Annotated in this window: 23 protein-coding genes and 1 pseudogene; 13 read left to right on the top strand and 11 right to left on the bottom strand. The window is 32.2% G+C overall.

The window, feature by feature from the left end:
• Positions 1–1,185, bottom strand: a complete 1,185-nt coding sequence (locus SAR11G3_RS01445) for a type III PLP-dependent enzyme (RefSeq protein WP_013694954.1) — start codon at positions 1,183–1,185, stop codon at positions 1–3.
• Positions 1,186–1,395: 210 nt separating this feature from the next.
• Here SAR11G3_RS01445 and SAR11G3_RS01440 point away from each other — a divergent pair, with 210 nt between their 5' ends.
• Positions 1,396–1,959 (top strand): ActR/PrrA/RegA family redox response regulator transcription factor, encoded by a 564-nt coding sequence (locus SAR11G3_RS01440; RefSeq protein WP_013694953.1) that lies wholly within the window; start codon positions 1,396–1,398, stop codon positions 1,957–1,959.
• Here the strand turns inward: SAR11G3_RS01440 and SAR11G3_RS01435 are convergent, their stop codons facing one another.
• Together SAR11G3_RS01435 and SAR11G3_RS01430 are read right to left on the bottom strand one after the other, a co-directional pair.
• Entirely contained in the window at positions 1,960–2,523 is a 564-nt protein-coding gene (locus SAR11G3_RS01435) for a biotin transporter BioY (protein WP_013694952.1), read from the bottom strand.
• The gene (locus SAR11G3_RS01430) at positions 2,520–3,452 is read right to left on the bottom strand and encodes an ABC transporter ATP-binding protein (protein WP_013694951.1); all 933 of its coding nucleotides are present in this window, start codon (positions 3,450–3,452) and stop codon (positions 2,520–2,522) included. Before SAR11G3_RS01430 ends, SAR11G3_RS01435 begins: the two co-directional genes overlap by 4 nt.
• A 52-nt stretch (positions 3,453–3,504) precedes the next feature.
• Here SAR11G3_RS01430 and polA point away from each other — a divergent pair, with 52 nt between their 5' ends.
• The 7 genes from polA to SAR11G3_RS01395 all read left to right on the top strand — a co-directional run bounded on the left by polA (position 3,505) and on the right by SAR11G3_RS01395 (position 12,030).
• Positions 3,505–6,324: a DNA polymerase I gene (polA, locus tag SAR11G3_RS01425; protein WP_013694950.1), complete on the top strand. Its 2,820-nt coding sequence runs from the start codon at positions 3,505–3,507 to the stop codon at positions 6,322–6,324.
• 48 nt (positions 6,325–6,372) lie between these two features.
• Positions 6,373–7,071, top strand: coding sequence for a response regulator (locus SAR11G3_RS01420; RefSeq protein ID WP_013694949.1), 699 nt, complete (start codon positions 6,373–6,375; stop codon positions 7,069–7,071).
• A 2-nt stretch (positions 7,072–7,073) separates the two neighbouring features.
• Positions 7,074–8,621, top strand: coding sequence for a sensor histidine kinase (locus tag SAR11G3_RS01415; protein ID WP_013694948.1), 1,548 nt, complete (start codon positions 7,074–7,076; stop codon positions 8,619–8,621).
• A gap of 44 nt (positions 8,622–8,665) precedes the next feature.
• Positions 8,666–9,949 carry an adenosylhomocysteinase gene (gene ahcY / locus SAR11G3_RS01410; protein WP_193352846.1) on the top strand — a complete coding sequence of 428 codons (1,284 nt, stop codon included), beginning with the start codon at positions 8,666–8,668 and terminating at the stop codon, positions 9,947–9,949.
• Positions 9,950–9,954: 5 nt separating this feature from the next.
• On the top strand, positions 9,955–10,398 hold the full coding sequence (gene tsaE, locus SAR11G3_RS01405; protein ID WP_013694946.1) for a tRNA (adenosine(37)-N6)-threonylcarbamoyltransferase complex ATPase subunit type 1 TsaE: 444 nt from the start codon (positions 9,955–9,957) through the stop codon (positions 10,396–10,398).
• Positions 10,399–10,593: 195 nt separating this feature from the next.
• Entirely contained in the window at positions 10,594–11,325 is a 732-nt protein-coding gene (locus SAR11G3_RS01400; RefSeq protein ID WP_013694944.1) for a phosphotransferase, read from the top strand.
• A gap of 6 nt (positions 11,326–11,331) precedes the next feature.
• Positions 11,332–12,030 (top strand): nucleotidyltransferase family protein, encoded by a 699-nt coding sequence (locus tag SAR11G3_RS01395; protein ID WP_013694943.1) that lies wholly within the window; start codon positions 11,332–11,334, stop codon positions 12,028–12,030.
• Here SAR11G3_RS01395 and SAR11G3_RS01390 read toward each other — a convergent pair.
• On the bottom strand, positions 12,017–12,736 hold the full coding sequence (locus tag SAR11G3_RS01390) for a 2,3-bisphosphoglycerate-dependent phosphoglycerate mutase (RefSeq protein WP_013694942.1): 720 nt from the start codon (positions 12,734–12,736) through the stop codon (positions 12,017–12,019). The two genes, SAR11G3_RS01395 and SAR11G3_RS01390, sit on opposite strands and share 14 nt — an antisense overlap.
• 39 nt (positions 12,737–12,775) lie before the next feature.
• Between SAR11G3_RS01390 and SAR11G3_RS01385 the strand changes: the two genes are divergently transcribed.
• On the top strand, positions 12,776–13,423 hold the full coding sequence (locus tag SAR11G3_RS01385; RefSeq protein WP_013694941.1) for a transglycosylase SLT domain-containing protein: 648 nt from the start codon (positions 12,776–12,778) through the stop codon (positions 13,421–13,423).
• On the opposite strand, the pseudogene SAR11G3_RS01380 reads toward SAR11G3_RS01385, so the two are convergent.
• The 4 genes and pseudogenes from SAR11G3_RS01380 to msrA all read right to left on the bottom strand — a co-directional run bounded on the left by SAR11G3_RS01380 (position 13,424) and on the right by msrA (position 18,787).
• Positions 13,424–16,524 (bottom strand): annotated as a pseudogene (locus tag SAR11G3_RS01380) (efflux RND transporter permease subunit).
• A gap of 1 nt (position 16,525) precedes the next feature.
• Complete coding sequence (locus SAR11G3_RS01375) at positions 16,526–17,410, bottom strand: efflux RND transporter periplasmic adaptor subunit (protein WP_013694938.1); 885 nt, start codon at positions 17,408–17,410, stop codon at positions 16,526–16,528.
• 92 nt (positions 17,411–17,502) lie between these two features.
• Positions 17,503–18,333, bottom strand: a complete 831-nt coding sequence (locus SAR11G3_RS01370) for a sulfurtransferase (protein ID WP_013694937.1) — start codon at positions 18,331–18,333, stop codon at positions 17,503–17,505.
• On the bottom strand, positions 18,320–18,787 hold the full coding sequence (msrA, locus tag SAR11G3_RS01365; protein WP_013694936.1) for a peptide-methionine (S)-S-oxide reductase MsrA: 468 nt from the start codon (positions 18,785–18,787) through the stop codon (positions 18,320–18,322). Before msrA ends, SAR11G3_RS01370 begins: the two co-directional genes overlap by 14 nt.
• Before the next feature lie 81 nt (positions 18,788–18,868).
• On the opposite strand from msrA, the gene SAR11G3_RS01360 reads away from it, so the two are divergent.
• Both SAR11G3_RS01360 and SAR11G3_RS01355 read left to right on the top strand, forming a co-directional pair.
• A complete protein-coding gene (locus SAR11G3_RS01360; RefSeq protein WP_081456271.1) occupies positions 18,869–19,720 on the top strand; it encodes a DMT family transporter in 852 nt (283 codons plus the stop codon).
• Positions 19,720–20,337 (top strand): DNA-3-methyladenine glycosylase family protein, encoded by a 618-nt coding sequence (locus SAR11G3_RS01355; protein WP_013694934.1) that lies wholly within the window; start codon positions 19,720–19,722, stop codon positions 20,335–20,337. Before SAR11G3_RS01360 ends, SAR11G3_RS01355 begins: the two co-directional genes overlap by 1 nt.
• Here SAR11G3_RS01355 and SAR11G3_RS01350 read toward each other — a convergent pair.
• Complete coding sequence (locus SAR11G3_RS01350; RefSeq protein ID WP_013694933.1) at positions 20,334–20,621, bottom strand: DUF1330 domain-containing protein; 288 nt, start codon at positions 20,619–20,621, stop codon at positions 20,334–20,336. The genes SAR11G3_RS01355 and SAR11G3_RS01350 overlap by 4 nt on opposite strands.
• Before the next feature lie 33 nt (positions 20,622–20,654).
• Between SAR11G3_RS01350 and SAR11G3_RS01345 the strand changes: the two genes are divergently transcribed.
• Entirely contained in the window at positions 20,655–21,182 is a 528-nt protein-coding gene (locus SAR11G3_RS01345) for a phosphoribosyltransferase (protein WP_013694932.1), read from the top strand.
• 39 nt (positions 21,183–21,221) lie between these two features.
• Here the strand turns inward: SAR11G3_RS01345 and SAR11G3_RS01340 are convergent, their stop codons facing one another.
• Positions 21,222–22,508: an NCS2 family permease gene (locus tag SAR11G3_RS01340; RefSeq protein ID WP_013694931.1), complete on the bottom strand. Its 1,287-nt coding sequence runs from the start codon at positions 22,506–22,508 to the stop codon at positions 21,222–21,224.
• 145 nt (positions 22,509–22,653) lie between these two features.
• On the opposite strand from SAR11G3_RS01340, the gene SAR11G3_RS01335 reads away from it, so the two are divergent.
• Positions 22,654–23,883, top strand: coding sequence for an MFS transporter (locus SAR11G3_RS01335; protein WP_013694930.1), 1,230 nt, complete (start codon positions 22,654–22,656; stop codon positions 23,881–23,883).
• A gap of 2 nt (positions 23,884–23,885) precedes the next feature.
• Here SAR11G3_RS01335 and SAR11G3_RS01330 read toward each other — a convergent pair whose 3' ends face one another.
• Positions 23,886–25,220 carry an aminotransferase class III-fold pyridoxal phosphate-dependent enzyme gene (locus tag SAR11G3_RS01330; RefSeq protein ID WP_013694929.1) on the bottom strand — a complete coding sequence of 445 codons (1,335 nt, stop codon included), beginning with the start codon at positions 25,218–25,220 and terminating at the stop codon, positions 23,886–23,888.
• Between the last annotated feature and the right edge of the window lie 69 nt (positions 25,221–25,289).

The raw sequence follows: 25,289 nt of genomic DNA, 5'->3' as shown, positions 1-25,289 counted from the left end.
TTATCCGAATAAATGTCTGATATTTTCGTTTTCATCAGCATCATATATAGACATTAATGGTTTATCACATACATCGTGAATCTCATCTGAGTAACAGCCATTAAACTTTGTTCTTAAGCTAAGACCGTATGCCCCTAATTGGCCAATCTCAATATAATCACCTTGTTTTATATTTGAGGGTAGCATGAATGGACCTTTCATAAAGTCAATCCCATCGCAAGTTGGACCGTAGAAACTATAAGGAACTAATCTTTTTGTGAATGTTTTTTTTAATTGTATCGGTTTAGTAGGAAAAATAAATTGAGGTGTGCCAGCATCAAACAATGAACCGTAAGTTCCATCATTAATATATAAATTCTGTTTTTTTCTAAGTTCCACTCTTACTACTGTTGAACCACTCTCCGCAACCAATGCCCGTCCCGGTTCACAAAGTAGCGCTGGTTTTGACTTTAAATTTAATTTAGCAAAACTCTTTTTAATTTCATTGATATAGTTAATTAGTGGTTGAGGATACATATCAGGATAGGTTGTAGGAAATCCCCCTCCAACATTTATAATATTAGGTTCAATTCCTGTTTTTTTAATTAGACTGCTAACATCCTTTAGTGCCTTGGAATAAGAAATTGGGTGCATGCATTGAGACCCTACGTGAAAACTAATTCCAATTTTATTCGCAACTTCTTTTATCTGTCTTAATAATGAAGAAGATTCGTAAACAGTAGCTCCAAATTTTTTTGAAAGATCTATTTCTGCATGTTCATTGGATGCCTGTATTCTTAGATATAAAGTTAAGTCTTTTGCTTGATTAGTAGCTTTAAGAATTTTGTCTAGCTCATCTTTAGAATCTAATGAAAAATCTTTGACATTGTATTTAAAGTAAGCTTCAGAGATGCTTTCTTTACTTTTGATCGTATGCATAAAGTATGTTTTAGCCTGCGGTGCTATTTTTTTAATTAATCTAATTTCTTCAATAGTGGCAGTATCAAAATCTGTAATATTATTTTTAAGTAAAGTTTTTAAAACTTTTTCGTTTGGATTTGCTTTAACAGCATACAATATGTTTCCAGGAAAATTATTTTTAAACCAAGCAGCAGAAGTTTCTATACTATCTTCTCTTATGCAGTAAACGGGATTTACAGGTCTTGTAGCTTCGACCAGCTCGTCAACAGACTGAAATTTTGCCATCTCATAAAACCTCTCGTTAGTTACTAGTCGACTTATAAAATTTAAAATATAAAGCCATCTTAATTCCGCAAATAGGGTTTTTCTGTATTAAAGTAAAGAAAAAAAACTCATTATTTTTTTGGAATGTGAACTAGCTTAGCAATCTATTCTGATGATATTTATACCCAGTTTTCTCTTGTGATTGTCTTTCTTTGACATATATAGGTAAATATGAAATTTCCAAATAACACATTAAAAATAAATGATTTTGAAGATAAGACGCTACTTATAGTGGATGACGACGACCCGTTTAGAGGAAGATTAGGAAGAGCCATGACGAGCAAAGGCTTTGAAGTAACTCTTGCAAAGGGAGTAGAAGAAGCAAAATTGATGGCTAAAAAAAAACCCCCAGCTTTTGCTGTTATCGACCTTCGACTTTTGGACGGCAATGGACTGGATGTAGTTGACGAAATTCACCGAATTAAAGAAGATAGCCGAATAGTTATGCTTACAGGATATGGAAATTTACCAACAGCAGTTGCAGCTGTTAAAGCCGGAGCTATAGATTACATTTCAAAGCCTGCAGATGCGGAAGCTGTTGAGGCAGCCTTATTAGCAGCCCCAGATAGAAAAGCAGCCCCACCCGAGAATCCAATGTCGGCCGATCGAGTGAAATGGGAACATATTCAGCGCGTGTTTGAACTTTGCAATCGCAATGTTTCTGAAACAGCAAGAAGGTTAAAAATGCATCGTAGAACCTTACAGAGAATTCTCTCCAAAAGATCCCCTAGATAATCATTCTAAGTTTTTTTTTAGACTAAAAATTTTTGGAATTATTAGGGCAAGTAATAATATTTTGAAAAATTCTGCAAGAATAAAAGGTTGTACTCCAATTTCAAATATTGGCTTACCCCATCCCACAAGGTAACCTAGCCACAAATATCCAAGAAGATAAATGGGAACTACCGAAACAGCTAGATAGAAAAAACGTAAAATAAAATTAGTTCTTAAATTAAAGTATCCAGACAAAAAAGCAGTAAATAAGAATCCTAACAAATACCCACCAGTTGGGCCAACCATATAGCTTAACCCAAGTCCTTTTTCAGGAGTACCTGCAAAAACAGGAAAGCCAAACAAGCCTTCCATTAAATAAGTTAAAACAATTAAGCTTGCTTTTTTCCACCCAAAAAAAGATCCAAAAAAAATAATTATAAAAGTTTGCATGGTCATTGGAACTGGATAAAAAGGGACTTTTATTTTTGAAGATATAATAAGAAGTGCAGATCCAATTAACAAAATTAAAAAGTAAGATACAATTTGAATTGATTTTGTGGAGTTTGTATATTTGTTTGTAATCATAAATTTTTTGTTAGTTTAATAAATACATCCTCTAAATCAGCATCTTCAGTCATTATGTCTTCAATTTCAAGACCTTTTTCTTTAATTTTAAAAATTATGTTTTCAATATTACTAATTGTTTTATCGTATTTTACCGATATTTGGTTATTTTTTAAGTATTTTATTTTTAGATGATCATCTAATTTATCACCAATGTTTTTAAAGTTTTTCACTTTAAATTTTATTTTTTTTAAATGAATCTCTGCCAGTAGATTTTCAGTTTTGTCCAATGCAACAATCTTCCCATGATTAATAATAGCTATTCTATCACAAAGCTCCTCTGCTTCTTGAAGGTAGTGAGTGGTCAAAATAATAGTTACTCCTTGCTTGTTGAGTTCTTTAACATTTTCTAAAAGTTTTTGTCTTAAATCAACATCAACACCAGCTGTTGGCTCGTCTAATATTAAGATTGGAGGCTGATGCACCATTGCTTTTGCAAGCAACAATCTCCTTTTCATTCCGCCGGATAGAGACCTCATATATGAATCTGCTTTATCTGTAAGGCTGGTAAGTTCTAATATTTTATCTGTAATCCTGTCTTTTTTAGCGACGCCGTACATGCCCGCTTGAATATCTAATAATTTTTTAGGAGTAAAAAATGGATCAACGTTAATCTCCTGAGGAACTATTCCAATTGAAGCCCTTACTTGTCTAGGATTTAAGTCCAAGTCAAAACCCCATACATTAACCAAGCCATTGGACTTAATGACTGTTCCTCCTAGAATATTAATCAAGGTGGATTTTCCAGCACCGTTAGGACCCAGTAATCCAAAGATTTCTCCCTGCTTAACATTAAACGTAATGTCATCTAAGGCTTTCAAGGAATTGCCATCTTGCAATTTGTAAGTCTTACCTACATTTTTTATTTCTAAGGCAATTGAATTATTCATGAAGTATTAATTGTATTAATACTCAATAATTTCTATAAAAGAAATTACTTTTATGGCCAATAACTCCAAAAAACATATTTATTTAATTGATGGCTCTGGTTATATCTTTAGGGCTTATTATGCCCTTCCACCTTTAACAAGAAAAAGCGATGGCTTACCAGTTGGTGCAGTGAGTGGTTTTTGTAACATGCTTTATAAATTTTTAGAAGAATCTAGGTCTTTAGATAAAGTAGATCGACCAACACACTTTGCAGTTATATTTGATACTGCAAGAAAAAATTTTAGAAACGATATTTACAAAGAGTATAAAGCCAATAGACAAGACACACCTGAAGATCTTATTCCACAATTTAGCTACATAAGAAAAGCCGTAGAGGCCTTTAACATTTTAGGAGTTGAATTAGCAAATTATGAGGCAGACGATTTGATAGCCACCTATAAAGAACAGGCATCAAAAAAGAATATAAAAGTAACAATTATTTCATCCGATAAAGATCTTATGCAGTTGGTTGATGAGAATACTTTTATGATGGATACAATGAAAGATAAGTACATTGGCAAAGAAGAGGTCAAAGAAAAATTCGGAGTTTATCCAGATAAAGTAATTGACGTCCAGTCCTTAGCTGGCGATTCATCGGACAATATACCTGGAGTACCAGGTATTGGAATTAAAACAGCAGCGGAATTGATAAATCAGTTTGGTTCTTTGGAAAAAGTTTTAGAAAATGCTTCCAGCATAAAGCAGCCTAAACGTAGGCAGACTTTGCTAGATAATAAAGACAAGGCTTTAATAAGCAAAAAGTTAGTAACTTTAAAAAAAGATGTGCCTGTCAAAACCTCTTTAGACGAGTTTGCCCTTAAATCCATCGATCCTGATAAAATATTAAAGTTTTTGCAGGAAATGGAGTTTGGTAGGCTTTTTAAAAAATTAGAAAGTGATTATGGAAAATTTTCAGGAAAAGCATCTCCTCAATCTAAACTTACAGAGTCTAAAGAGCCAAGTGTTGAATCTGGCAAATTACCAGACGTTCCAGAAAAAATTATAGAAAAAAAATTCTCCCTAATTTTTGACATGAGTGAATTGAAGAGTGTACTAAAAAAATCAGATGAAAAAGGATTGTTTGCAATTGATACGGAAACCAATTCATTGGACACAATGGTTGCTAACTTGGTTGGTATTTCCTTGTCCTATAGGCCTGGAGAAGCATTTTATATTCCTATCGGTCATCAAAACAAATCTGATCCATCAATCAAAAAGCAGTTAAAGCTAAAAGATGTATTGAGTGTCATTAAGCCTTACTTGGAGGACCCAACAGTTAAAAAAGTGGGTCAAAATATTAAATATGATTATAGAATTTTTCTAAAACATGGCATTCAGATGAACTCAATAGAAGATACTATGCTGATGTCATATTCCTTAGACGCAGGAAAAAATAGACATGGTATGGATCTTTTGTCAGAGCTTCATTTAAATCACAAAACTATTTCATTTAAAGATGTTGCCGGAATAGGAAAATCCCAAGTCACTTTTGATTTTGTAGATATAGAACAAGCAAAAGATTATGCCTGCGAAGATGCTGATATTACTCTTAGACTCTACAAAATGTTTGAAAAAAGACTATTTAATGAAAATGTTCTTGGCGTCTATGACAATTTAGAAAAGCCATTAATTAAAATATTATCTTCAGTTGAAAACAATGGAATAAAAATAGACAAAAACATTTTAGAAAAATTGTCTAAAAAATTTGAAATAGAAATTCAAAACCTCGAAAAAAAAATATTTAAAATTGCCAAGGAAGAATTTAACATTGGTTCTCCCAAGCAATTAGGAGATGTTATTTATGAGAAGTTAAAAATTGCCGGAAGCAAAAAGACTAAAAAAGGAAATTTTGCTACTAATGTGGCAGTGTTAGAAGATCTAGCATCCCAAGGACATGAATTTCCTAAATTAGTTTTGAATTGGAGACAAAAATCTAAACTTAAAAATACATACACGGATACTCTACCAACTTATATTAACGCCAAAAGTAAACGGGTGCATACCTCCTTTTTATTGGCAGCCACCACCACAGGTAGGCTTGCTAGTGCCAATCCAAATTTGCAAAACATTCCTATCAAAAATATAGAAGGAAAAGAAATTAGATCTGCATTTGTGTCTGATAAAAACTCGAAACTAATCTCGGCTGACTATAGTCAAATAGAAATGAGGATTCTTGCTCATATGGGGGACGTTAAGGAGTTAAAAAAAGCCTTTTTAAACAAAGAAGATATTCATACTTTAACGGCGAGCCAAATATTTGATGTTTCTTTAAAAAAAGTAGATGAGGATATGAGAAGAAAAGCAAAAGCAATCAACTTTGGAATTATTTATGGAATTTCTTCTTATGGTTTGGCAAAACAAATATCTGTTAGCAATTCTGAAGCAGAGAATTTTTTAAAATCCTATTTTGGAAAATTTCCTGAAATAAGAGATTTTATGAATGAAAATATAACATTTTGTAGAAAGAATGGTTACGTAAAAACTTTATTTGATCGAAAATGTCACTTTCCTAACATCAATGATAAAAATCATACCCTAAGAACATTTCAAGAAAGAGCTTGTATTAATGCTCCCATTCAAGGTACGGCAGCTGACTTGTTAAGATTAGCAATGATCCAAATCGACAAAAAAATTTCTGCTAAAGAGATACCAGCAAGCTTACTTATTCAGGTGCATGACGAGCTTTTATTAGAGTGTAAGGAAAAAGATGTATCTAGTGTTCAGCAAAAAATAGCTCATGAGATGGAAAATGCCTCTGAGCCTTTAGTCAAATTTAGCATTCCACTCACAGTAGATGTAAAAAGTGGTAAAAACTGGAGTGAGGCTCATTAAATTAGTAGTCTTTTTTTTGACTTTTTTTGATAATATTCATTATTAAATATGAGCAAAATAATTGCATTAGTTGATGATGATAGAAATATTTTAACAAGTGTTTCTATGGCCCTAGAAAATGAAGGCTTTAAAGTTCAAACATACCTTGATGGAGAAAGTGCCTACATAGGAATTACAAGAACCCCACCGGATTTGGCAGTTATAGATATTAAAATGCCAAGAATGAATGGAGAGGAACTTTTAAAAAAACTAAGAAAAAAAACAGATATTCCTATTATTTTTTTAACATCCAAGGATGAAGAGGTTGATGAATTGCTTGGCTTGAAACTAGGAGCGGATGACTTTGTAAAAAAATCTGGAGGTTTTTCAATCAAAGTTTTAATAGAAAGAATCAAAGTTCAATTTAGAAAAAGAGATCAAAACGCACCTATTAGCAAGAATACAATTCAACATGGAAAATTAATTCTCGACCCAGAACAATTAGAGTGTCATTGGGATAGTCAAGCGCTACCAGACAAATTAACAACAACCGAATTTCAAATAGTCTATGAGTTGGCGAAAAGACCTGGTGTTATTAAAGAGAGGTCACACCTAATGACTATTGCCTATAGAGAGAATAATGACATAGAAGACAGAACTATTGATAGTCATGTTAAGAGAATTAGAAAAAAATTTAAAAAAATTGATAAAGATTTTTCAGCTATAGAAACTAGATATGGAAGTGGCTATCGTTGGAATGTAGGATAGCAATGATTGCTAGATTATTATCCTCCCGGTCTTTACTAACTCAGTTCTTAGTTTTTAACTTATTTATATTTATTATTTTAAGTTTTTTTACGTTTCTTTATTTAAAAGCTATTCAGCCAGAATTGATATCAAAACAGTCTAACAAGCACTTAAGAGTCATTAAAAATATAGAAGCTAATTTAAATATTCAAAAAATTAATATTCAAAAAGAGCAACTAAAAAGTTTTTTGATTAAATCTAAATTTTTATTTGATGAGATTGACCAAATAAAATTTTTAGATAAAGAAAATAATCTTATATTAGACTCCGTTCTTCTAGATATTGAGCAGGGTGTTTTTTCTAGACCTTCAAGAATTGAGGAATACACATTGAAGAATATACCTAAAAAAGAAATAATTTTAAAAAATGATTTAAAGCAGAATCTAGTAAATTCAAATTTTTTAACAGAGCAGACACAAAGATTAGTTGACGAGAATAACTTTGCAGCATCTGAATTTGTTAACAAAAACCTAATTGTTCATACATTCTCAAAAATTTTTTTAGAAAACAATGAAACATTAACAATTGTAATTTCAGAAATTTCTAATGAAATTATGCTGGCTGTTGAGGAAAGAAAAAACTTTGTACTGAGGTCAGTCTTAATTGCTGCTATTATTATTTTAATTTTTTCTATCTTTTTAAATGCTTATATTATCAAGCCAATCAGAGAATTGAATATTTTTGCCAATCAGGCATCTCCAGAAAGTAAAAAAAATAATTTAGGCAATCAAATAGAGCCCCGAGACGATGAAATTGGTAACTTGTCTAGGTCCTTAAGAGATATGACTTCTACACTTTATGATCGTATTGATCTTGCAGAAAGATTTGCATCAGATCTTACACATGAAATTAGAAATCCACTTGCATCATTAAAAGGTGCTTCAGAATTATTAATCAATACTAGTGATGACGTTAAAAGAAATAAGTTGTTAAGAATTATATCTAATGATGTAGAGCGTATTGAACGACTTATAACAGATTATTCTCAAGTTCTCAAAGATGAGGCCAGTCAATCAAGATCGGTTACTAAAGAATTTGATTTAATACCTTTGATAGAAAGTGTGATTGAAGATTTTAATACAGACATTAAAACTTTGGATAAAAATATTTCTATAAATTTTAAAAATACATCTAAATTGTCCGATGCAAAGGTGTTTGGAGTAGAAAGTAGAATCGAACAAGTTGTAGCAAATGTTTTAGAAAATGCAGTTTCCTTTAGTCCAAACAATGCAGAGGTAATATTGTCTATTGCAAAAAAAAATAAGGACAAAGAAGTAGAAATATTAGTTACAGATAAAGGCCCGGGTTTTGATGAAAAAAATGTTAGTAAGATCTTTGAGAGATTTTATAGCGATAGACCAGATGATAGTTCGGTTAATCATTCAGGATTAGGTCTAAATATTGTAAAAAATATTATCGATTCTCACAAAGGGTCTATAAAAGCATACAATTTCTCAAAAAAATCAAATTCCGGGGCAGTTATAGATATTCAGTTACCTCTGAGGAAATAAACAATTGATTTGTAAAAGCAATGTTGCTACTTGCATGTAAAAATATGGATTATAAAATTAAAGATATTGGCCTTGCTGATTTTGGAGATAGAGAAATTTCTCTTGCTGAAACAGAAATGCCGGGACTAATGGCTCTAAGAAAAGAGTATTCTGCTCAACAACCTTTAAAAGGGGCAAATATTCTTGGATGCCTTCACATGACAATTCAAACAGCTGTATTAATAGATACATTGGTAGCATTGGGTGCTTCTGTAAGATGGTCTTCTTGCAATATATTTTCAACCCAAGATCACGCAGCTGCAGCAATTGCAAAAAAAGGAATTCCGGTATTTGCTTGGAAAGGTGAAACCGAGGAAGAATATTGGTGGTGTGTTAAACAAACCATTGAAGGAAATAAGGACTGGAAGCCTAACATGATATTAGATGATGGAGGTGATCTTACGGACCTTATGCATAAAGAATATTCGCATCTGTTAAAAGATGTAAAAGGAGTTTCGGAAGAAACAACGACCGGAGTGTTGGCTTTAAATAAAATGGCCGAAGATAAAAAATTATTAATACCAGCAATTAATGTAAACGACTCAGTAACAAAATCTAAGTTTGATAATCTTTATGGCTGTAGAGAAAGTCTTGTCGATGGAATCAAGCGAGCAACAGATGTCATGATGTCAGGTAAAGTAGCAATCGTTGCAGGATTTGGTGATGTAGGAAAAGGTAGTGCAGCATCTCTTAGACAAAGTGGAGCTAGAGTAATGGTGACAGAAACAGATCCAATTTGTGCACTGCAAGCAGCTATGGAAGGCTATGAAGTAGTTGTTATGGATGAGTCTATTAAAGAAGCTGACATAGTAGTTACCGCAACAGGTAATAAAGATATTGTTACGGCAGATCACATGAGATTGATGAAAGATAGAGCTATACTTTGTAACATAGGACACTTTGATAACGAAATTCAAGTAGATGCATTAAAGAATTACAAGTGGACAGAGATTAAACCTCAAGTGCACGAAATTGAACTACCAAGTAAAAAAAGAATTATTTTACTAGCAGAGGGAAGACTAGTTAATCTAGGTTGTGGTACAGGTCACCCTAGTTTTGTTATGAGCGCTTCCTTTACTAACCAAGTTATTGCTCAAATAGAGCTTTGGAACAATACAGATAAATATGAAAACCAAGTGTACGTACTACCTAAGCATTTAGATGAAAAAGTTGCAGCACTTCACTTAGAAAAAGTGGGAGCAAAGCTAACTAAATTAAGCAAGGAACAAGCCGACTATATTAGTGTAAAACAACAAGGTCCATTTAAGCACGATAGCTATAGATATTAAAGGCCATGGAATTTATTTCCATAAAGCAACTTCAATCATTATCTAAAAAAATTTCTAAAAAAGTTAAAGTGGGCGACTCAATATATTTGTATGGTGAAATTGGAGCTGGCAAAACAACATTTTCTCGATTTTTTATACAAAGCTTTCAGCAAAAATTTAAAGCAAAGAAAGAAGAGGTAGTTAGTCCAACCTACAATATAGTGCAGTATTACACTATTAATAAAAATATAAATATTGCCCATTATGATTTGTACAGAATTAAAAGAATAAAAGAATTGGATAACATTGGAATATTTAATCAAGAATATTTATTTTTAAATATAATAGAATGGCCAGACTTAATAAAAAAAAAACACAAAGATAGAATTGAAATTCTTTTAAAACATACAAAAACCCATGATCTACGAAAAGCCAATGTTAAATATTTTGGACGATTTAAAAAAAAATAAATTAGAAATAGTAGCGGGTGATGCTTCTTTTCGAACATTTTATAGAATTAAAGTTAAAAATAAAAAATACATTCTCATTTACTGTACAAAAGAAAAAAAATTAATCTCAAAACATACGCATCTATCAACTCGTTTTTAATTAAAAATAAGATCGTGGCACCCAAGCTAGTTAAGATAGATCTAAATTCTAATTACATGATAGTAGAAGATTTTGGTAACAAAAGTTATAGAGATATTTTGAATAAAACAAAAAAACCATTAAAATATTATAAAAAAATAGTAGATACTTTAATTAATATTCAGAAGATTAAAATTAATTCTAAAACACATAAAGTTATTAAAAACAATTATTCCAAAAAAATACTAACTAAAGAAAGTAATCTTTTTTTTCAATGGTATGTTCCGACTTGTATATCTAAAAAAAAAATACCATCATTCACAAAAAAAGCAAAAAAGATTTTGTCAAAAATTTTTACCCAAATTAAAGGACCGAATACATTTTTTGTTCATCGTGATTTTCACGTATCTAATTTAATGGATTACAAAAAAAAAGTAGGAATAATTGATTCTCAAGATGCACTGTTGGGTAATCATGCTTATGACATTATGTCATTAATAGATGATGTTAGAATTAAGACTACTACAAAATTAAAAAATAAAATTTTTAATTATTATGTTTCTAGAGCAGGTAAAAAACTAGCAATCGATTCAAAGACTTTTCAAGATGATTTTGATATTCTTTCTGTCCAGAGAAGTTTGAAAATTATTGGGATTTTTTACAGACTGTATCTGCGAGATGGTAAGAAGAAATATCTTAATTTAATTCCTTATACTTGGTCTTTGTTGCATTTAAGACTCAAAAACCCTATTTTTCATGAATTTAGTAAAATATTAAATGACTATCTACCAGCGAATAAGAGAAAGTAACACCGAATGCTAATCAAGAAAGCAATTATTTTAGCAGCGGGGTTCGGAAAAAGATTGTTACCTTTAACCAAAGAAAACCCTAAACCTTTATTAGAAATTGGAGGAAAAAAATTAATAGAATATTCCATTGATTTATTGCGTGAAAATAACATTACAGAAATTATTATTAATTCACACTATTTACATGAAAAAATATCAGAATTTATAACCAAAAAATATCCTAACATTTCCCTTTCCTATGAAAAAACTATTTTAGATACTGGTGGAGGTATATTGAATGCGATGAACTTCTTTGAACAGGAAAATTTTTATGTTTTAAATAGTGATACAATTTGGACAAGAAGCTACTCTGATGATTTGCTTAAGTTAAAAGAAGTTTTTAAAAATGGGAATAATAAAGCCGCTCTTTTATTGGCACATAAAAAAAACAGTTTTGATAAAAATTTATCTGGTGATTTTAGTCTAGATAAAAACAATTTTCTCAATAAGAGTAGTAATGATTATATTTATACAGGATGTCAATTGCTTAACCCTAATATTTTTAATTTAAAAAAAGAGGGCGATATTTTTTCTATGAATGAAATATGGAATGATTTAATTGCACAAGAAAGTTTGAATGGATGTTTGTCTTCATGCTTCTTTCTACACGCCACTAACTTAGAAATTTATAATCAATTGATTAAGAAAAAGACTATTGATCAGTAATAATTTCTTTAGATCGAGCTTCATCAAGATATTTAAAAGCATTTACTTTCAAGTTATCCATTTCAATAAGAATTGGATTTCCAGTTGGAATTTCTAACTTTGTAATCATTGCATCAGAAATATTAAAAATTTTTTTACAAATAGCTCTTAAGCTATTTCCATGAGCGGAGACTAAAATATTTTTTTCTTTCTTCAGCATAGATTCTATTTCTTTAATATAAAAAGGGACTGCACGGTTATACGTATCTAGCAAAGATTCTGAATTAGGAATTAATTTTGGATCAATATCTTTGTAAATTTTATTATGAATAGGGTGGTTAGGATCACTTGGGTCTAGATCCGGAGGGGGTGTTTTGTAACTTCTTCTCCAAGTCATGACCTGCTCTTCCCCATACTTCTTGGCAGTTTCGGCTTTATTTAGTCCCTGCAATCCACCGTAATGCCTTTCATTCAGTTGCCAAGCCTTTGTGGTAATTAAATTTTTTTGATCAATTTCTTCTAAAATAATTGACAGGGTATTAAATGCTCTTTTTTGAAAGGAAGTGAAAGCTTGCTCAAAGTTAATATTTAACTGATGAATGAGTTGACCAGATTTTTTAGCCTCTTCCTTTCCTTGCCCTGTTAGTTGGGCATCGTACCATCCTGTGAACCTATTTTCTAAGTTCCACTGACTTTGGCCGTGTCTCACTAATATTAAATTCGCCATTATGATAAATTTATCTATGCCATTTTTGAAAGATCAGCAATGATTAAACATAAATTTCATATTTATTTGCTTTATAGTAAATACGTGATTCGAAAAAAAAAATTAATACTTTGTTTTTTAACACTTTTAGTAGTTTCAGGTTGTAGTTCTATCCCCAAAAATACTTCGAATGCGTGTTCTATTTTTTCTGAAAAATACTTTTGGTTTAAGAATGCGTTAGCAACAGAAAAAAAATGGGGAGCTCCTATAGAACTTCAGATGGCCATCATAAAAAGAGAAAGCTCTTTTGATTGGTTAGCTAAGCCAGGAAGAACTAAAATATTTAAGATCATTCCTTGGAAAAGACCTTCCAGTTCTTTTGGATATTCGCAGGCCGTTATTGGTACTTGGGATATGTATAAGCAAGATACAGGAAACGATCTAGCGTTAAGAGTAAGATTCAAAGATTCTTCAGATTTTATTGGTTGGTATATACACCAGACGAACAAAAAATTAAGAATAAGTAAAAAAGATTATTATCGTCAATATCTTGCTTACCATGAAGGTTGGGGTAATTATAAAAATTATAAGAATAAAACAAACGTAGTTTCTTATGCTAGAGAAGTAAGCTCTCAAGCTCGAAAGTACAAAGGGCAATTAAAGAAATGCAAGTCTAGATTAGACAGGAATAAATTTATCTTTTTTTAACTATTTGGCTTTAAGTTGTTTATTGAGCTCAATTTCTACAGCATCTATTCTTTGAGTATTTTTACTTATCATCAGGTAGATTGAAGGAATTACATATAAAGTAAAAAAAGTAGAGAAGATCATTCCTGAAAAAATCACGACCCCGATGGTTAGTCTGCTTGCTTCTCCTGGTCCAGAGCCTAAGATTAGCGGGAGCACACCAACAATGGTTGAGAGAGAGGTCATTAAAATTGGTCTTAATCTTACCTTGCAAGAGTTAAGAATTGCCTCTCTAATATTTTGACCTTCCACTCGCAATTGATTTGCAAATTCTACAATCAAAATTCCATTTTTAGCAGATAATCCTATGAGGATTATTAAACCAATCTGGCTATAAATATTTAATGAGCTACCAGCTACGAGCAGTCCAATAATACCACCAAAGATAGCCAATGGTACAGTAAGCATAATTGTAAATGGGTGTTTCCAGCTTTCAAATTGCGCAGCCATAGAAAGATATGCAGTCAAAAGAGCTAAGGCGAAAATTAAATAAATACCAATATTAGTTTTTTGATATTCTTCCGATTCTCCCTTGTAAGCAATCTTTGCTTCTGCAGGCAGCTTTTCCTTAACTGCTTGTTCCAGGTATTTCAATGCTTCAGCAAGAGTATATCCACCAGCTAATCTTGCAGAAATAGTCACGGCTCTTTGTCTATTAAATCTATTTAAAGATTGTGGAGCGGCACTTTCTGACAATGACGTAACAGATGACAGTGGAATTAATTTTCCATTAGTTTCAGATCTAACAAAAATCTTATTTATTCCAGAAGAATCAGATCGATTACTTATGTCCGATTGTAAAACTATATTGTATTCTTTTCCATCATTTGTAAATTTAGTTACATTCCTAGAGCCAAAAAAAGTTTCTATTGATTTCCCAATAGAGTCTATGGATATACCTAGGTCTGCAGCTTTCTCATTATTAATTTCTACTTTTAATTCTGGTTTAGTTATTGCATAATCATCCTCAACACTATTCAAGCCAGGATTTTTTCTAGCTTCTGCTTTGATAATTTCTTTCCATTCTGTAAGTTTCTCGTAGGTATTTCCCAACAAAACAAACTGCACTGGCTTACTAACACCTCCAGAACGAATTGATTGAGGCATTACTGGAAAAGCTAAAATACCAGGTACTTTAGCTATATCTGCGAAAGCAGACCTCATAATTGTTTGGCCAGATCTTTTTCTTTTACTCCAGTCTTCTAACAGCACAATAATGAATCCAGAATTTACTTGTTTTCCGCTACTTCCAAAACCAGGAACACGTAATAAGAGTCTTCGTATTTCTCCCTTACCAACCTTAGGTAAAAACTTTTCTTCAATTTGCTCAACTTTTTTGGAGGTAAAATTAAATCCCGATCCTTGAGCAGCTTTAATAATTACAAAGAAAACACCCCTATCTTCTTTTGGAAGTAATTCTTTTTTGGAAATAGTAAATAAAAGAAAATTGGCACATAGTACAAAAATTAGAAAAATAATAATACTTTTTTTTCTTTGTAGAACGTATTCTAATGTTTCAGAATAAAAAGCTTCAAACTTTCTAAAGTAAGCATTAAATTTTTCAGTAATTTTAGGTTTATTTTTTTTATTTTTAAATATTTTGATCCAATCATAGGGGAGAGACTCAAGGCGACAAAACTTGAAATAATAACTGCAAAAGACATAGTAATAGCCATTTCTAAAAATAACCTTCCGATCAATCCTTTAATAAAAATTAAAGGAAGAAAAACTGAAACCAAAACTAACGTTGTTGCTATTATAGCAAATGCTACTTGCTTAGAACCTTTGTAGGCAGCAATTAGGGAGGTTTCTCCCCCTTCCATTCTTCTATAAATATTTTCCCCCATCACAATTGCATCATCCACCACTATTCCTATAGAGATGACAATTGCCATTAGAGTAAACAAATTAATACTAAATCCAGCTAAATAAATCGCTAGAAAAGTTGAGATAAGACACACAGGAATGGCAACAGCAGGTATAATTACTGCAGTTAAATTTCCAAGAAATAAAAAAATTATTATAATTACTAGAATAACAGCAATAATAATTGTTTTATAAACTTCTTTAATAGCCTCTCCAATATAAGTGGATCTATCAAAAGATACTTCCAAACTTGAACCCTCAGGTAAAGAAGGAGCAATCTCTTTTATTTTTTCTTTTACTAGTTTCGCGACTTCAATAGTGTTTGCTGTAGATTGTTGATAAATACCCAGCCCCACAATTTGTCTTCCATTTCCTTTAAAAAGGGTACTAGTATTTAAAGCTCCAAATTCTAACTTGGCAACATCTCTCAACTTAACCAAAGACCCATCACTATTTCTCTTGAGAACAAGGTTCTGATAATCTTCAATTTTTACATAAGCTTTTTCTACCTTAATAATTAAATCCATACTCTTGGATTCAATCTTTCCAGCAGGGAATTCCACATTTTGTTTTCTAAGAGTGCTTTCAAGTTCCTGAACAGTAATATTCCGAGCAGCCATTGCTGTTGGATCTAGCCAAATTCTAAGAGACAATTCTCTTTCTCCACCTAATCTAATCTGTCCGACTCCTGGAACGTTAGAAAAAGCGTCTTTTAGATATCTATTGGCATAATCTGTTAGTTCCAAATCAGACATAACTGCACTCGAAAAAGAGAGCCACATAGTGGTTGTTCTTGCAGCGGAAGCTTTGAAAATTTGGGGTGGTTCGGCTTGATCGGGAATATCGTCCACAATTCTTGCTATTCTTTCCCTTACATCATTTGTTGCAGTATCTAGATCAATTCCTAAATCAAATTCTAAATTAATAGTGGATCTTCCATCCTGACTCTTTGAATCAACTGTAACTACTCCAGGAGTTCCACCAACTCGATCCTCAATTTTTTGAGTAATTTGAGAATCAACGATAGAGGCAGAAGCTCCACTGTAATCTACTCGAATGGATACCTTTGCAGTCTCCACATCCGGAAGCTCTCTTAAAGGAATTTTATTAAAAGTAACAATACCAAATAGAACCAAAACCAAACTAAGCACTGTTGCAAATACAGGACGTTTAATAGAAAGATCTGTTAAAAACATACTATTTTATTGTTTGTGAGATTTTTACTTTTCTTTTGGGTCTAACTTTATTAGTGCCTTCTGCTAAAACAATTTCATTTTCTTCTAATCCAGAAAGAATTTCTATCTTCCCTTCATTTCTCCTACCAATTTCTACTTTTGTTTTTTGAATCACATTATCAACAATCTTATAAATAAATTTTTCTTTCCCCTGGATTAGCAGAGCTTCTTCAGGAACAGATAAAGACTGCTTTTCACTAAAAACAACTTTAAGATTTAACAGCATGCCTGGTATTAATTTCTCATCTGAATTATTAATCTTTGCTTGAACTAGAATAGATCTAGTAGTTGGGTCTACCCTCGAGCTAACAGAGCTTATAGTGCCTTCAAACTTTTCTTTATAGGCATCTGTTTTTACTAGAACTTTTAACCCTTGCTTAATTACTGAAACATAATTCTCAGGAAGTTTAACATCTACTTTTAAAATTTTAATGTCATCAAGATTGGCGATAATAGAATTTTCACCGCCTAAAATTCCAGGAGTAATTTCTCTTTTTCCTACTCTACCTGAAAAAGGTGCGATGATGGATTGCTCATTAGTAAGCCTTGCAATTTCTGTTCCTTTTTTTACAAACAGATATTTATCAAAATCGATAGAACTTACTAGATTGTCTTTTTTTATTCTTATTGAAAAAGATTGATTGGCAATAGCGGTACCAAAAGTATCAATCTGATCATAAAATGAAAAGTACGAAACTTTTGTTGCAATAACTCCGACAGGAGCTCTTTTTGCTTGCGCGATTTTTGCTTGAATTTTTTTTCCAATAAATGCTCTTCCAGCAATTACAGAGACAATCAGGAATGTAATAATACTTAAAAATAGTATAATTTTTTTTTGTACTTTCATTTACAATTTTTCTTTATTAAATTTTTTTGATCTAATTATCACTGAAACCAAGACTTTGTAATCGTGATAATACCACGTAAAACTGAGTTTTTTTAGGATAGTAGACCTTCTTTTGTAGCCCATTCTGTCCATGAACCATCATAAATATTAACTGGTTTGTTATTAATGATATTAAATGCTTTTCCTATAACGCATGCAGATATACCCGACCCGCAAGAGAAAACTATTGGTTGGCTGTCATTAATTTTTAAGGATTTGAACTTTTGTTCTAAGGCCAGTTTTTCTAAAAAACATTTTGAATCGGGATCAATACATTCATTCCAAGGTAGATTAATACTATTTGTAATAGAGCCACTCCGTAGATTTTTTCTTGGTTCAGCATCTATGCCTTCAAACCTACCTTTATTTCTCGCATCCAAAATTTGAAAAGAATTATTAGAAATATTTTTTTTGATATCTTCATACGTTTTTAATAAGGAATGATTTTTATTAACTTTAAAATTTGTTTTTGAATATTTTTTGCTCTTTCCTGATTCTACCTCTTTTTTTTCTTTACACCATTTTATTAGACCACCATCTAAAATTGAAATTTGATTATGTCCATAATAATTAAACATCCACCAAACTCTTGGGGAGCTAAAAATACCAAGGGCATCATACACAATAATATGATCTTGATTGGAAATTCCCAAATTAGAAATCATTTGTGAAAACTTATCATCAGGCAAAACTGTATGGGGAAAAGAGCTTTCTTTATCGGAGAACTCGTCAATGTCAAAAAATATAGATCCAGGAATGTGGCATGCTTCAAACTCCAACTTTCCAGATCTTTTACTATTAGGCATGTGCCAAGAACAATCCAAAATTTTAATATTATCACTCAGTAGGTTTTTCCTCAACCAATCAGTATTAACTAATCCCATATTTTTCTTTTATTTTTTTATTATAGTATTGGTGATATTCTTCTGCAGTATAAAATATAGAATGCTTAGTAATTTCTGTGACTACTCTTCCATTGTACTGTTTCGTATTTATCTCAGACTTAGATTCTTCTGCATCTAATCTTTGAGGATCATTAAGATAAAATATTGCTGAACGATACTGAGTCCCAATATCAGGTCCTTGTTTATTTAGAGTAGTTGGATCGTGTATGGCCCAAAAAATTTTTAACAATTGTTTATAAGATATGACCTTTGAATCAAATTCGATTTCAACTGCTTCTGCATGATTAGTTGTTCCAGAGCAGATCATTTCATATGTGGGATGTTCAACATTTCCACCAGTATAACCAGCTTTTGTTTTTATAACCCCAGGTGTAGAATCAAAAATTTCTTGTATTCCCCAAAAACAACCTGCTGCTAAAATGATTTTATTCATTCTGAAAAACTTATACTAAGATCTTTAATTATGGTAAAATAAATTTCAATGTTGTCTTCAAATCAAATAGGCGCGGTATATATGGCTATTAGTGCCGTAAGCTTTTCGATCATGGATATTTTAGTAAAGATCATGTCCGCTAGCTATCCCACTGGAGAAATCGTTTTTTTTAGAGGTCTTTTTGGACTCATTCCTATTTTTTTTATTATTCCAAGAGAGAGATATAAAAATCTTTTTCAAACTAAAAAGTTAAAACTGCATTTGGCTAGAGCTTTTATAGGAACCTTTGGAATGTTATGGATTTTTTTAGCAGTTAAATATTTACCTATTGCAGAAGCCATAACTATTACCTTTGCAGCCCCAGTTTTTGCAACTATTTTTTCGATGATTATACTTAAAGAAGTAATTAAAGTATTTAGATGGGTAGCCATTATTATTGGTCTAGCTGGTGTTGTAATTATTTTAAAACCAGGAACGGAATTATTTACAATATATTCTCTTTTCCCTTTAATGTTTTGTTTGTTCTTCGGAATCATAGCCATTCTAATTAAAAAACTATCAAAAACAGAACCTGATTATTTAATTGCAACCTTCTTTACTTTGGCTGTAATTTTTTGTGGATCTATCTCATTATTTTTTGAATTTAAAATGCCTACTGCACGTGATTTTGTACCCCTTATTTTAATTGGAATTGCAGGTTCTGCTGGAAATATTTTTTTAACAATGTCTTTACGTAAAGGCTCCATTTCAGCAGTTACTCCGATTAAGTACCTTAGCTTGATCATAGCAACTTTTGCCGGAGTGCTTATTTTTGATGAGATTCCTTATTTTACAACTTATTTAGGCGCAGCACTTATTATTGCAAGCTCTTTCATTATTTTTAAAAGAGAAGAGATCAAAAATAAAAAAACAATTATTACTAGGCAAGTATAATGAAAAAACCCAAATATTGGAGTTTGGCCAAAAAAACTTTATCTAAAAAAGACAAAGTAATTAAAAAAATTATTGCTACGCATAGTGGATCTTTGGTTTCTAGGAACGATCCTTTCTTTTCCCTTTGCAGATCCATTATTGGTCAACAGATATCTGTACAGTCTGCAGATTCTGTGTGGAAAAAATTCTCTCATAAAGCAAAAAAAATAATTCCTAAAAATATTTTAAACCTCTCCAAATCTCAATTGTCTAGCTGTGGGCTATCACGACAAAAAATTGAATATCTTAAAATTTTGGCTAAAAAATTTGATGATAAAAGTATTGATATTAAGAAGTTAAAAGAAATGGATGATGAAGAGGCTATTAAATACCTAAGCGAAGTGAAGGGAATTGGACGTTGGACAGCTGAAATGTTTTTGTTTTTTAATCAATTGCGCCCAGATATTTATCCAGTTCAAGATATTGGTTTGCTCAAAGCAATATCTAAAAACTACAAAACAGCATACCCCCCGCCTCAAAAAAAAATAGAAGAGCTTAAAAAATTATGGTCTCCTTATGCAACTGTTGCCACTTGGTATATGTGGAGAAGCATTGATCCAGTCCCCGTTAAATACTAGACTCCCTCAACAATTTCTAAATCTCTTTCTGTTGTATCTTTTGCAAGAGACCATGCATCTTGATATTCTTTAGAATTGTAGCAAGTAATGGCAGAATCATAATTAGGAAACTCCCATATTACGGTTCGAGGAATGTTATTTCCCTCTAAGGTTTTGTATTTGCCACCTCGTACCAAAGGTTTTCCACCATGATCTATAATAGCTTTAGTTGCATTTTTTCCGTAATCCCCAAGGTTTTCCTGGTTTTCTATTTTTTTATAAATTGCGATCCAATATCCTTTCATGTAAATACTCCTTTTTCTAAGTTAAAATTATTTATGGTAAAAAAACTTTTAGTTAATTGGGACGATTATAATCACACCGTAGAAAAACTTGCAATTCAAGTGCATGACAGTGGATTTAAACCAGATTTATTAATAGGAATAATGAGGGGTGGAGCTCCAATCATTGATGTTTTAAGTAGAATTTTTAAAATCAAGTGTGCCTATCTAGCAGTAGAATCTTATAGTGGAGAAGATTTGGAAGATAAGCAGGGACAAATTATTTTTTCTAGAGAGATGAGTTCAACCGTTCATTCTATGGGTGGGAATATATTATTATGTGATGATCTCTCAGATACAGGAGTAACTTTAAAACAAAGTATTGCTTGGTTAGAAAAATACCCAGCGATCAAAGATGATATTAAAGAAATTAGAACAGCAGTCCTTTGGAAAAAATTACACTCTACGTATGAACCTGATTACTGTGCAAATAAATTAGATGATAATCCTTGGATTGTTCAGCCTTTTGAAAATTATGAACTCTTATCTATTGAAGAAATTAAGAAGATTCATTCCAAGTCTTAAGAAATAAAGGGGCCACCCCAAAGAGCAGCCCCTTAAAATTTATATAGCGATACTGATAGTTCCAAGTATTGCTATTAACCAAATTGCTGGTGATACCCCTTTAACTTTTCCACTTCCTAACTTAATTAAAGCATAAGAAATAAAGGCCAAAGCCATTCCAGTGCTAATACTATATGTTAGTGGCATGGCAATCATTGCGATAACAGCAGGTGCAGACTCTCCTATGTCATCCCATTCTATGTTCACAATGTTTCTCACAAACAGAATAGAAACATAGACTAAAGCTGCGCCATCGATTTCTTTAGGAAGGGATGTTGCTAGTGGTGCAAAGAATAAGCATAGCAAAAAACAAACTCCTATAACTATAGAAGTCATTCCTGTCTTTCCGCCTTCTTTTACCCCAGCTCCCGATTCAACGTAGCTCGTTACATTCGATGTACCAAGCATAGATCCAGCAACAGTACCAACACTGTCTGAAAGCATTGCTCTCTCAATATCTTTTACGTTTCCTTTAGAGTCAACTTTGCCAGCTACATTTGCAACTGATGTAAGCGTACCTGCAGTATCGAAAAAATCTACAAAGAATAGTGTAAACACAACAGTGATCATGCTTGCAGATAATGCTGCGCTCAGATCAAAAGTCATTAAATGTGTCATTGGCGGAATAGCTCCGACCACACCATTAAACTTTGCAATTCCAGAAACCCAAGCAATGATACTAAAGACCAAAATACCGATAATGATATTTCCTTTCACTTTTAGTTTTTCTAAAATAATCATAGATACAAACGCAAAGCATCCAAGTAAAACGATAGGGCTTTTTAAGTTTCCAAGTGTTACTAAAGTTACAGGATGATCTGCAGTCACTCCCATGATTTCAAATCCAATGATAGCTAAGAACAATCCAATACCCGCACCAATTCCTAACTTCAAACTTCTTGGTATGGAATTAATGATCCAAGCTCTTAAAGGTGTAAGTGATATGATTAAGAAAACCATACCCGCTACGAACACAGCACCTAACGCTTCTGCAGGTGAATAGCCCATGCCTTTACACACTCCAAATGCAATGAATGCATTCAGTCCCATTCCTGGCGCCAGTCCAATGGGCCAAGTTTTTCCGTAAAAGCCCATGATGAAACAAGCTAAAGCTGCAGCTAAAATAGTTGCTGTAAATACTCCACCAAAATCAAAACCACCGTCTGATAAAATTAATGGATTTAAAAACATAATATAAGCCATGGTTAAAAAAGTTGTAAACCCGGCGGTTACTTCTGTTTTAAAGTCTGTCTTGTGTTGTTTGTAATTAAAATATTTTTCTAACATTTGATCTCCCTTATTTAAAAAAGCTATAATCTGATTCTACGGGGAATTTATTTAAATTTTAAACTTTACCTCAAATCATAAAACCTTAGGTTGAAAAAAGTAAAATTCATTTGAATATTTCTATTATAAATTGCATAGTTTCTTAATGGACAAAAATTTTTTTGAAAACAAAAAAGCAATAATTATTTTAGTGGCTGCGTCGCTAGTTGTTTTCATTTCAATGGGAATAAGACAAACATGGGGTTTGTTCTATAGTTTTTTTGAGACAGATTTAGGATTTACTAGAACACAGTTTGGTTTGGCTATTGCTGTTCAAATGGTTTTTTGGGGAACCCTCGCGCCTGTTTTTGGTTTCCTAGCTGATAGGTTTGGACCAAGCAAAGTAGTTGCTTTTGCTTTCCTAATTTATATTTTTGGTGTCTACTTGTTGGTTCAAGGACCAAAAAATGTTTTTGAGTTCCAAACTAGTTTGGGAATCTTAGTTGGAATTGCATTAGGGGGAACTGCAATGTCTGTTCCTATTTCAGCTGTAGGAAAATTTTTTTCAAATAAAAATAGAACTATAGCTACCGGCTTAGTTACAGCCTCAGCTTCAATCGGTTTTTTTTTACTGCCTATGTTTGCAAAGTTTTCCAATGATACATTTGGTTGGCAACTCACTTTGGAATATTACATTTATCTTCTTATTTTTGGACTTTTTTGCTCACTATTTCTATTAAAAAAAGAATATGTAGATGAAACTAATAATCAATTTACCAGAGATCAGACTGCACCTAAAGCTGTACAGGAAGCTTTCCAACATAAAGGCTATCAATTATTAACAGCTGGCTTTTTTGTTTGTGGTTTTCAAATTACTTTAGTGGCAACGCACATGCCTGGCTATATAGAAGAAACGGGCTTGCCAGACTGGACTGCCGCAGCAATTCTTTCCTTAATAGGAGTATTTAATATTTTTGGTACATTAACTATGGGATACCTCTCTTCCAAGTATAGTAAAAAAATTCTTCTAAGTTGGCTTTATTTTTTAAGAGCAATTGCACTTATTCTATTTTTATTATTTCCATCTTCTATTTATGTGGCACTTGGATTTGGAGTTATTTTTGGACTTTTGTGGTTAGCAACTATTCCACCTACCAATGGAATTGTAGCTCAAATTTTTGGAACTAAATACTTAACCACTTTATTTGGAATTGTTTTTTTTAGTCATCAGATGGGATCTTTTCTAGGAGCATATCTTGGTGGGTATTTTTATGATCAGTTTGGAAGTTATAATTATGCTTGGTATTTATCAATATTACTTTCGGTTTTTGCAGGTTTAGTACATTTGCCTATTGATGAAAAGCCCATTGTTCGGGTTGCACCAATTAATTCTTAATATTATTTTTGATTATAAATAGAGATAGCCTTTTTAAGTTTATCCATAATTTCGTCGATATGTTTCTTTTCGCAAATAAATGGAGGTGCTAAAATTAATGTGTCTCCAGTAGACTTTAAATTAATTCCATTTTCATAACAAATTTTAAAACATTCAAATCCAGCTCCAGCAACATGTCCTTTATTTTTTAAGTCAATAGCACCCAGCAATCCATAGCCTCTAATATTTTCTACTCCTTCTAAGTCTTTAAGAGAAAATAAGCTTTTTAAAAAATAAGGAATTAAATCTTGAACTCTTTTAAGAATATTTTCTTTTTCAAAAATATCTTGTACAGCCAAACCAGCAGCGACAGCGGCAGGTATAGCGGAGTAAGTGTATCCATGGAAAAGTTCTATGGTATCTTTGGGCGCTTTATCAACAATTGAGTTGTATATTTCGTCTTTAACTACAACCACACCCATGGGCATAATCCCATTAGTAGTTGCTTTGGCTAAAGTCATTATATCGGGAGTGACATCAAATTCTTCAGATGCAAACATAGAGCCTGTTCTAGCCCAGCCAGTTACCACTTCATCAAAAATTAAAATTATTTTATATTGATCACAAATTTCTCTTAGTCTTTTTAAATATCCTTTTGGAGGAACTATAATGCCAACCGATCCTGAAATCGGCTCTACTATGCATGCTGCAATACTATCTTCCCCATGCTCTTTTACAAATTTTTCAAGATCGTTTGCTAGCTCTATTCCAGTATCTGGCTGACCTTCTACAAACTTATGATCAGACAACTGAGTGTGTCTCATACGCAAAACTCCAGGCATCATAATATTATCATAGCCTTTAATATTATTCGGCATACCACCCACCGACATCGCCCCAATATTCATTCCATGATAACCTTTTTCTCTACCAACAAAACGATAGCGTTTTTCGTTTCCATTTAATCTATGATAAGTAAAAGCAATCTTGATAGCGCTCTCTACAGCAGTAGAACCACAAATCGTATAAAAAATTTTATTTAAACCATCAGGAGTTTGGCTGGCAATTTTAGTTGCAAGTTCAAATGAGCCACCAAAGCCCTGGTGAAATGGCTGACAATAATCTAATTTCTCCAGTTGTTTGGTAACGGCATTAATAATCTCTTTTCTTCCATGACCAAGCGGGTTGCAATATAGGCCAGAACTAGCATCAATTTGCGATCTTCCTAAATGATCTTTTAAGTAAACTCCTTGAGCACCAACAATTAATCTTGGATTTTCTTTAAATTCTCTGTTTGCAGAAAATGGCATCCAGTGCTCATTTAGTGAATTGGGAATTATACCTTCATTTTTTTCCATATTAGTCATAACCAGTCTTGTATAATGAACACTCTTGTAGAATTATTAATATCCATTAACAATCAAAAA

Source organism: Candidatus Pelagibacter sp. IMCC9063 (assembly GCF_000195085.1).
In the GTDB taxonomy this organism is placed as follows: domain Bacteria; phylum Pseudomonadota; class Alphaproteobacteria; order Pelagibacterales; family Pelagibacteraceae; genus IMCC9063.
The sequence above is the reverse complement of the archived record's forward strand: the minus strand, read 5'-3'. Positions and strand labels throughout refer to the sequence as shown.

Coding starts and splice junctions, on each gene's coding strand:
- SAR11G3_RS01445 (WP_013694954.1), bottom strand. CDS start 1,185: ATGGCAAAATTTCAGTCTGTTGACGAGCTGGTCGAAGCTACAAGACCT.
- SAR11G3_RS01440 (WP_013694953.1), top strand. CDS start 1,396: ATGAAATTTCCAAATAACACATTAAAAATAAATGATTTTGAAGATAAG.
- SAR11G3_RS01435 (WP_013694952.1), bottom strand. CDS start 2,523: ATGATTACAAACAAATATACAAACTCCACAAAATCAATTCAAATTGTA.
- SAR11G3_RS01430 (WP_013694951.1), bottom strand. CDS start 3,452: ATGAATAATTCAATTGCCTTAGAAATAAAAAATGTAGGTAAGACTTAC.
- polA (WP_013694950.1), top strand. CDS start 3,505: ATGGCCAATAACTCCAAAAAACATATTTATTTAATTGATGGCTCTGGT.
- SAR11G3_RS01420 (WP_013694949.1), top strand. CDS start 6,373: ATGAGCAAAATAATTGCATTAGTTGATGATGATAGAAATATTTTAACA.
- SAR11G3_RS01415 (WP_013694948.1), top strand. CDS start 7,074: ATGATTGCTAGATTATTATCCTCCCGGTCTTTACTAACTCAGTTCTTA.
- ahcY (WP_193352846.1), top strand. CDS start 8,666: ATGGATTATAAAATTAAAGATATTGGCCTTGCTGATTTTGGAGATAGA.
- tsaE (WP_013694946.1), top strand. CDS start 9,955: ATGGAATTTATTTCCATAAAGCAACTTCAATCATTATCTAAAAAAATT.
- SAR11G3_RS01400 (WP_013694944.1), top strand. CDS start 10,594: ATGATAGTAGAAGATTTTGGTAACAAAAGTTATAGAGATATTTTGAAT.
- SAR11G3_RS01395 (WP_013694943.1), top strand. CDS start 11,332: ATGCTAATCAAGAAAGCAATTATTTTAGCAGCGGGGTTCGGAAAAAGA.
- SAR11G3_RS01390 (WP_013694942.1), bottom strand. CDS start 12,736: ATGGCGAATTTAATATTAGTGAGACACGGCCAAAGTCAGTGGAACTTA.
- SAR11G3_RS01385 (WP_013694941.1), top strand. CDS start 12,776: ATGATTAAACATAAATTTCATATTTATTTGCTTTATAGTAAATACGTG.
- SAR11G3_RS01375 (WP_013694938.1), bottom strand. CDS start 17,410: ATGAAAGTACAAAAAAAAATTATACTATTTTTAAGTATTATTACATTC.
- SAR11G3_RS01370 (WP_013694937.1), bottom strand. CDS start 18,333: ATGGGATTAGTTAATACTGATTGGTTGAGGAAAAACCTACTGAGTGAT.
- msrA (WP_013694936.1), bottom strand. CDS start 18,787: ATGAATAAAATCATTTTAGCAGCAGGTTGTTTTTGGGGAATACAAGAA.
- SAR11G3_RS01360 (WP_081456271.1), top strand. CDS start 18,869: ATGGCTATTAGTGCCGTAAGCTTTTCGATCATGGATATTTTAGTAAAG.
- SAR11G3_RS01355 (WP_013694934.1), top strand. CDS start 19,720: ATGAAAAAACCCAAATATTGGAGTTTGGCCAAAAAAACTTTATCTAAA.
- SAR11G3_RS01350 (WP_013694933.1), bottom strand. CDS start 20,621: ATGAAAGGATATTGGATCGCAATTTATAAAAAAATAGAAAACCAGGAA.
- SAR11G3_RS01345 (WP_013694932.1), top strand. CDS start 20,655: ATGGTAAAAAAACTTTTAGTTAATTGGGACGATTATAATCACACCGTA.
- SAR11G3_RS01340 (WP_013694931.1), bottom strand. CDS start 22,508: ATGTTAGAAAAATATTTTAATTACAAACAACACAAGACAGACTTTAAA.
- SAR11G3_RS01335 (WP_013694930.1), top strand. CDS start 22,654: ATGGACAAAAATTTTTTTGAAAACAAAAAAGCAATAATTATTTTAGTG.
- SAR11G3_RS01330 (WP_013694929.1), bottom strand. CDS start 25,220: ATGGAAAAAAATGAAGGTATAATTCCCAATTCACTAAATGAGCACTGG.